This window comes from Cupriavidus sp. SK-4 (genome assembly GCF_000611125.1).
Lineage (GTDB): Bacteria > Pseudomonadota > Gammaproteobacteria > Burkholderiales > Burkholderiaceae > Cupriavidus > Cupriavidus necator.
Genome location: NZ_JFJW01000055.1, coordinates 175418 through 183503, shown reverse-complemented (window position 1 = coordinate 183503; position 8086 = coordinate 175418). Strand labels below are relative to the sequence as shown.

Here is an 8086-nt window from a genome sequence, read left to right as displayed (position 1 = left end):
CTCGCAGCCGGCTGCCGCCGTCCCCGCCAACGCTGCGCAGGACGCGGCCGCCGCATCGGCCCCCGCTGCCAAGCGCCCGCCGGTGGTGGCGGCCCAGCCCGAGCCGGTGCCCGAACCGTCGTTCATCGACGGCCTGCTGGCCAACCCCATGCTGCTGCCCGGCGGTGGCCTGCTGGTGGCGCTGCTCGGCGTCTATGCGATCTATCGCCGCCGCCAGCAGCAGAAGGCGGGCGAGGCGACCGGCTTCGGCGACAGCATCCTGTCGCAGGAAAGCACGGTGATGGCCGGTGCCAATTCGCTGTTCGGCACGGCCGGGGGGCAGAGCGTCGACACCTCGCAGCACAGCGTGTTCGGCGCGGACTTCCGCATCGGCAACAACACGCCGGAAGCCAACGAGGTCGACCCGATCGCCGAGGCCGAGGTCTATATCGCCTATGGGCGCGATGTGCAGGCGGAGGAAATCCTGCGCGAAGCCCTGGAGAAGAACCCGGAGCAGCAGCCGGTGCGGCTCAAGCTCCTGGAGATTTACAGCAACAGACAGGATGTGGAAGGTTTCCGCGTGATTGCAGAAGAAATGTTCGCCCAGACCGGCGGACACGGGGCGGAATGGCTGAAGGCAGCAGAAATGGGGCGCGCACTCGAGCCGGGCAACGCGCTCTTCCTGGCGGTGACGCCAGAAGCGGCGGGGCCGGATACGACATCGCCGGCTACCGACCAGTGGCGTACCCAGGATCCGTCGCAGAATCCGGCCTCGATCGCGCGGCTGGAGCCGTCGCTGGGTGACCTGGCGCTGCCGCTGGATGCCTTCCCGGCCCCGGCGGCCGGTGAGCCGATCGTGGCGCCTGCTTCCGCGGCGATGGTGTTTGGCGCTGACGCGCACGACGCCGGCGAGCCGGTGCGGCTAGATCTCGGCCTGCCCGGCGCCGACCCGCTTGCCGACGACGTGCCCACCCTCGACACGCCGACCCGCAGCCGTCCGCTGGAGTTCGACATGTCCGGGCTGTCGCTTGACCTGGGCAGCGCCGCGCAAGCCGACGCCCGCGGCAAGGATGTGCTGGACGAGGCCACCATGCCGCTGCCCGCCGCCACCATGCTGCGCGACGGCAAGCTGGCCGAGCCGATCGACCTGTCGCGCGTCGCGCCTGAAACCGGCGGCGACCTCACGCACGGCGGTTCGCCGAGCACGCTGTCGGTCGACGGCGTGGACGGCGGGCGGGACATGCAGATCAAGCTTGACTTGGCTCGTGCCTATATCGAGATCGGCGACAAGGAAGGGGCGCGCGAACTGCTGCAGGAAGTGGTCGAGCAGTCGCAGGATCCGCTGCAGGCGGAGGCCCGTTCGCTGCTGCAGGAAGTGGCCTGAGCTATCATTGACGGTCCGGCCGCGGCACGCGCTGCCGCAGCCTGAAGCGATGCGCCGGAAGCGTCCCTTCCGGCGCATTCGCTTTTTCGGCGGACCTGGCGTGAACCACTGCGCCCGGACGTACCCGCCGCCTTGCCCGATCCCCTGACATGAACCGCATCGCTCTTGGCCTGCACTACGACGGCGCCGCCTTTTCCGGCTGGCAGTCGCAGCCGCACCGCAATACCGTGCAGGATCACCTGGAAAACGCCATCGAGCGCTTTGCCGGGGTGCGCCTGCTGACCACCGTGGCGGGGCGCACCGATACCGGCGTGCATGCGCTCGGCCAGGTCATCCACCTGGACACGGCGCTGGAGCGCGAGCCATTTTCCTGGGTGCGCGGCGTCAACGCCTTCCTGCCGCCGTCGATCGCGCTGCAATGGGCGCTGCCGGTCGACCAGGGTTTCCACGCCCGTTTCCTGGCGTTCGAGCGCATGTATTACTACGCGCTCTACACCGGGCCGCACCGCGTGCCGCTGGTGCATGGCCGCGCCGGCTACCAGATGCTGCCGCCGGGCCAGCGGCTGGACGTCGACGCCATGCGCGAGGCCGCCGCATGCCTGCTCGGCGAGCATGATTTCTCCGCCTTCCGCGCCGCCGAATGCCAGGCCAAGTCGCCGGTCAAGACCATGTATGACGTCACCATCAAGGACGACGGCAACTGGGTATTCCTGCGCTTTCGCGCCAGCGCATTCCTGCACCACATGGTGCGCAACCTGATGGGCTGCCTGGTGGCGGTGGGGCGCGGACGCTACCCCGCGCCATGGCTGGCGCAGGTGCTGGCCGGGCGCGAGCGCAAGCTGGCGGCGCCGACCTTCATGCCGGACGGCCTCTACCTGGTCGGCGTCAAGTATCCTGATCCTTACCAGATCCCCGCGGCCGATCCGTCCGCGAGCCTGTTCCATGGAGTGTTCGATGACGCAGCCTGAGGCCGCCGAAGGCAGCACGGCGGGCAGCACAGTGCACATGCCGGCCCGCACCCGCATCAAGATCTGCGGCCTGACGCGCGAGGACGACGTGCGCGCCGCGGTGGACGCCGGCGCCGACGCCATCGGGCTGGTGTTCTACCCGAACAGCCCGCGCTACGTCGACGTGGCGCGCGCCGCGGCGCTGGCCGAGGCCGCCGGGCCGTTCGTGGCGATCACCGGGCTGTTCGTCAATGCCGACCTGGAAGACATCGCCCATGTGGCCGAGCGCGTGCCGCTGACGCTGCTGCAGCTGCATGGCGACGAGACCCCGCAGTTCTGCTCGCAGGCGTCGCAACGCTGCCGGCTGCCGTTCCTGCGCGCCGCCCGTGTGCACCAGGGCCTCGATTTGGTAGAATTTGCCGATCAATACCGTGATGCCGCTGCCTTGCTGCTCGATGCCTTCGTCGAAGGCTACGGCGGTGGCGGCCACGTCTTCGACTGGACCCTGATTCCCCCGGCATGGCTTCCGCCTACTCCCCCGGTACCAGCTACCGGCAACCCGAACGCAAGCGGCGCTCCTCGCATCGTTTTGAGTGGTGGGTTGAACGCGCAAAACGTCGCTGGCGCGATTGAACGCGTGCGGCCCTACGCTGTGGACGTCAGCAGCGGGGTAGAGGCCGCCAAGGGCGTGAAGGACCACGCCCGCATCGCCGCGTTCGTGCGTGCTGTGCGCAGTGCCGAGGCAGGATGAGCCGGGCCGTCTCCCGCGTCTTTCCCCATGCCGCCCGTGGCCTGCCGCATGCGCGCACACGCATCGCAGTCAACCATGCGCCCTTGCCGGATGAGGCAAGGCCGCTGTTCCGAAGAGTCTAGACATGTACGACTTGCCCGATTCCCGTGGCCATTTCGGCCCCTATGGCGGCACCTTCGTGTCCGAAACGCTGGTCCACGCGCTCGATGAGCTGCGCGAGGCCTATGCGCACTACCAGAAGGATCCGGAGTTCGATGCCGAATACCGCCGCGAACTGAAGCACTTTGTCGGCCGCCCGTCGCCGATCTACCACGCGCAGCGCTGGAGCGAGACGCTCGGCGGCGCGCAGATCTACTTCAAGCGCGAAGACCTGAACCATACCGGCGCGCACAAGATCAACAACGTGATCGGCCAGGCGCTGCTGGCCAAGCGCATGGGCAAGCCGCGCGTGATCGCCGAGACCGGGGCCGGGCAGCACGGCGTGGCCACCGCCACCATCGCCGCGCGCTTCGGCATGGAGTGCGTGGTCTACATGGGGGCCGAGGACGTCAAGCGCCAGGCCGCCAACGTCTACCGCATGAAGCTGCTGGGCGCCACCGTGGTGCCGGTGGAAAGCGGCTCGCGCACGCTCAAGGACGCGCTCAATGAAGCCATGCGCGACTGGGTCACCAACGTCGAGAACACCTTCTACATTATCGGCACCGTGGCCGGCCCGCACCCGTACCCGATGATGGTGCGCGACTTCCAGTGCGTGATCGGCGAGGAATCCAAGGTGCAGATGCCGGAGATGACGGGCCGCCAGCCGGATGCCGTGATCGCCTGCGTGGGCGGCGGCTCCAATGCCATGGGCATCTTCTACCCGTATATCGAGCACCAGGACGTCCAGCTGATCGGCGTGGAAGCCGCCGGCGACGGCCTGGACACCGGCCGCCACGCGGCCTCGCTGACCGGCGGCACGCCAGGCGTGCTGCACGGCAACCGCACCTACCTGCTGCAGGACGCCAACGGCCAGATCATCGAGACCCATTCGGTGTCGGCTGGCCTGGACTACCCGGGCGTGGGCCCCGAGCATGCCTGGCTCAAGGACAGCGGCCGCGCGCAGTACGTGCCGATCACGGATGAGGAAGCGCTCAAGGCCTTCCACGACTGCTGCCGCATCGAAGGCATCATCCCGGCGCTGGAATCGAGCCACGCCATCGCCTATGCCTGCAAGCTGGCGCCGACGCTGCCCAAGGACAAGCTGCTGCTGGTGAACCTGTCCGGCCGCGGCGACAAGGACATGCACACCGTGGCCGAACGCGCGGGGCTCAAGCTCTGATGCGCGCGCTGCCTCCGACCGGACTTGCCGTGGGCGGCGCGGGCGCGCCGGATGCGTCCGGAGCGCCCGATTCCGCCCAGTTGCGCCTGTTCCAGGAAGACATGTTCGAGGGCATTGCCCGCCTGCCGGACGGCTCGGTCGACCTGATCGTCGCCGATCCGCCCTACGGGCTGGGCAAGGACTACGGCAACGATTCCGACCTGCTGTCGGGCCAGGAGTATCTGGACTGGTCCGAGCGCTGGATGAACGCGGTCGTGCCCAAGCTCGCGCCCAGGGGCACGCTCTACCTGTTCTGCACCTGGCAGTATTCGCCCGAGCTGTTCGTGATGCTCAAGCGGCGCCTGACCATGATCAACGAGATCATCTGGGACCGCCGCGTGCCCAGCATGGGCGGCACCACGCGCAAGTTCTCGTCGGTGCACGACAACATCGGCTTTTTTGCCCGCGCGCGCGACTACTACTTCGATCTCGACCCGGTCCGAATTCCCTACGACCCCGAGACCAAGAAGGCGCGCAGCCGTCCGCGTTTCGAAGGCAAGAAGTGGCTGGAGGTGGGCTACAACCCGAAGGACCTGTGGAGCGTCTCGCGCATCCACCGCCAGGACCCGGAGCGCGCCAACCACCCGACGCAGAAGCCGCTGGAGATCGTCGAGCGCATGGTGCTGTCAAGTTGCCCGCCGGGCGGCCTGGTGCTGGACCCGTTCGCCGGCAGCGGCACCACCGCGGTGGCCTGCCTGCGCCACGGACGGCGCTTTGCCGGCTTCGAAATCAATCCGGAGTATGTGCAGGTGGCATGCGATCGCGTGTCCGCCGCCGCCGCGGCCCTTGCCGTCACGAATGCAGCGGCCGAGCCTGCCGCCACCCCAACCCTGGCCGCCGCCAACGACGATGTCTCGCCGGCGCCGCGGCCTCACCTGATTCCCTGATATGTCCCGTATCCAGAAGACGTTCGCGGCGCTGGCCGCGCAGCAGAAGAAGGGCCTGATTCCGTTTATCACCGCCGGCGATCCCGAGCCCGGCCTGACCGTGGCGCTGATGCATGCGCTGGTGGCGGGCGGCGCCGACGTGATCGAGCTGGGCGTGCCGTTCTCCGACCCGATGGCAGACGGCCCGGTGATCCAGCGCGCCTCCGAGCGCGCGCTGGCGCAGGGCGTGTCGCTGACCCAGGTGCTGCAGTGGGTGCGCGAGTTCCGCCAGACCAATGCCGACACCCCGGTGGTGCTGATGGGCTACGCCAACCCGATCGAGTGCATGGGCGAGCAGGCCTTTGCCACCGCCGCGCGCGAGGCTGGCGTCGACGGCGTGCTGGTGGTCGACTATCCGCCCGAGGAGTGCGAGTCGTTCGCCACGCTGATGCGCGACAACGGCATGGACCCGATCTTCCTGCTGGCGCCGACTTCGACCGATGCCCGCATCGAGGCCGTGGCGCGCGTGGCCAGCGGCTACCTGTACTACGTGTCGCTCAAGGGCGTGACCGGCTCGGCCGCGATCGACCTGGACAGCGTGGCGGCGCGCCTGCCGCTGATCAAGCAGCATGCCAACCTGCCGGTGGGCGTGGGCTTCGGCATCCGCGACGCGCAGACCGCGCGCGCGATCGGCAGCGTGGCCGATGCCGTGGTGATAGGCAGCCGCCTGGTGCAGCTGCTGGAGGACACGCCGCGCGAACAGGCGGTGGCGACGCTGCAGGCGTTTATCGCCGAGATCCGCCAGGCGCTGGACAGCTGAAGTGATGTAATGCCGGCCCGGCAGACCTTGGGGAGTGATGTGTTGTGCGCAAATCGCGCGTTGCGCTTCGAGGTCACCGGGCCGGCATGGTAAATTCGCGGGTTGATTCCCTGCCATCCGCCAACAGGCGTCCCGACACCGGGCTTGCCGGCGGACCGCAGTCATCCGAAAGGAGCTTTCATGAGCTGGTTGGATAAACTCCTGCCCCCCAAGATTCAACAGACCGACCCCAGCACCCGCAAGGGCATCCCTGAGGGGTTGTGGGTCAAGTGCCCGTCGTGCGAGTCCACCCTGTACCGGACCGACGTCGAGGCCAACCTGCACGTCTGCCCCAAGTGCGACCACCATATGCGCATCGGCGCGCGGGCGCGCCTGGACGGGCTGCTGGACGCCGAAGGCCGCTATGAGATCGGCCAGGAGATCGTGCCGGTCGACGCACTCAAGTTCAAGGATTCCAAGAAGTACCCGGACCGCATCAAGGCCGCCATGGACGACACCGGCGAGACCGATGCCATGGTGGTGATGGGCGGTGCCATCCACACCATCCCGGTGGTGGTGAGCTGCTTCGAGTTCGAGTTCATGGGCGGTTCGATGGGCTCGGTGGTGGGTGAGCGCTTCGTGCGCGGCGCGCAGGCTGCGCTGGAGCAGAAGGTGCCGTTCATCTGCTTTACCGCCACTGGCGGCGCGCGCATGCAGGAAAGCCTGCTGTCGCTGCTGCAGATGGCCAAGACCACCGCGATGCTGAACCAGCTGACTGCGGCCAAGCTGCCGTTCATCAGCGTGCTGACCGACCCGACCATGGGCGGCGTGTCGGCCAGCTTCGCCTTCCTGGGCGACGTGGTGATCGCCGAGCCCAAGGCTCTGATCGGCTTTGCCGGCCCGCGCGTGATCGAGCAGACCGTGCGCGAGAAGCTGCCGGAAGGCTTCCAGCGCTCGGAATTCCTGATCCAGAAGGGCGCCATCGACATGATCGTCGACCGCCGCAAGATGCGCGCGGAACTGGCGCAGCTGCTGGCGCTGCTGCAGAAGCAGCCGGCCGACGCGGTGGCATAATAACGTCTGCATGGCAGATCAAGGGCGCGGGTGGTTGACGCGCCTTTCGCTTTTCTTGGCCGCCCCGGCCGCTATCTCGGGGCCGGGTGCAAGCCTGGCCTTGACATTGCCGCTGGCTGGCCAAATCTGGTAGCAACAGCTTTCCTCGCACCCCACATGCCTGTCTTCCATACGCTCCCCGAATGGCTTGCCCATCTCGAAACCGCCCATCCCGTGGGCATCGACATGGGCCTGGCGCGCATCACGCGCGTGAAGGAGGCCCTCGGGCTGCGCATCGACGCCGTGGTGTTCACGGTGGGCGGCACCAACGGCAAGGGCTCTACCTGCGCGATGCTCGAGCGCATCCTGCTGGAGGCCGGCTACAAGGTGGGCTGCCATACCTCGCCGCACCTGATCTCGTTCAACGAGCGAGCCCGCATCAATGGCGAGATCGCCACCGATGCGCAGCTGCTGCCGCATTTCGAGGCGGTCGAGCGCGCGCGCAACAGCTTTGCCGACCCGGTCAGCCTGACCTACTTCGAGTTCACCACGCTGGCGATCATCCATGCCTTCGCCGCGGCCGGGCTGGACGCGATTATCCTGGAAGTGGGCCTGGGCGGGCGGCTGGACGCGGTCAACGTGATCGATACCGACTGCGCCATCGTCACCAGCGTCGATATCGACCATACCCAGTACCTGGGCCATACGCGCGAGGAAATCGGCTTCGAGAAGGCCGGCATCTTCCGCCCGGGCGTGCCCGCGATCTGTGGCGACCCGATGCCGCCCAAGTCGCTGGTGGCGCACGCCGAAGCCGTCGGCGCCGAGTTGTGGCTGGTGGGGCGCGATTACCATTTCCACGCCGCCAAGGGCCAGGAGCGCCAGCAATGGGACTGGAGCGGCGGCGGGCGCAAGCTTAACGGCCTGGGCTATCCGGCGCTGCGCGGGGCCAA

At 68.0% G+C, this 8086-nt stretch carries 7 protein-coding genes and 1 pseudogene; all 8 read left to right on the top strand.

The window, feature by feature from the left end; genetic code table 11:
- Positions 1–1363, top strand: a 1363-nt coding sequence (locus CF68_RS11180; protein WP_035818482.1) for a FimV/HubP family polar landmark protein, incomplete at its 5' end; no start/stop codon positions are given.
- Positions 1364–1512: 149 nt separating this feature from the next.
- A complete protein-coding gene (gene truA, locus CF68_RS11175; RefSeq protein WP_035818479.1) occupies positions 1513–2331 on the top strand; it encodes a tRNA pseudouridine(38-40) synthase TruA in 819 nt (272 codons plus the stop codon).
- Positions 2318–3061: a phosphoribosylanthranilate isomerase gene (locus CF68_RS11170; protein ID WP_035818477.1), complete on the top strand. Its 744-nt coding sequence runs from the start codon at positions 2318–2320 to the stop codon at positions 3059–3061. Before truA ends, CF68_RS11170 begins: the two co-directional genes overlap by 14 nt.
- Positions 3062–3185: 124 nt before the next feature.
- Positions 3186–4379 (top strand): tryptophan synthase subunit beta, encoded by a 1194-nt coding sequence (trpB, locus tag CF68_RS11165; protein ID WP_035818475.1) that lies wholly within the window; start codon positions 3186–3188, stop codon positions 4377–4379.
- Entirely contained in the window at positions 4379–5305 is a 927-nt protein-coding gene (locus CF68_RS11160) for a site-specific DNA-methyltransferase (protein ID WP_035818467.1), read from the top strand. Before trpB ends, CF68_RS11160 begins: the two co-directional genes overlap by 1 nt.
- A gap of 1 nt (position 5306) precedes the next feature.
- Positions 5307–6104 (top strand): tryptophan synthase subunit alpha, encoded by a 798-nt coding sequence (trpA, locus tag CF68_RS11155; protein ID WP_035818464.1) that lies wholly within the window; start codon positions 5307–5309, stop codon positions 6102–6104.
- A 180-nt stretch (positions 6105–6284) separates the two neighbouring features.
- Positions 6285–7157 (top strand): acetyl-CoA carboxylase, carboxyltransferase subunit beta, encoded by an 873-nt coding sequence (accD, locus tag CF68_RS11150; protein ID WP_035818461.1) that lies wholly within the window; start codon positions 6285–6287, stop codon positions 7155–7157.
- A 156-nt stretch (positions 7158–7313) separates the two neighbouring features.
- Positions 7314–8086, top strand: a pseudogene (locus CF68_RS38265) (folylpolyglutamate synthase/dihydrofolate synthase family protein); the annotation flags it as partial.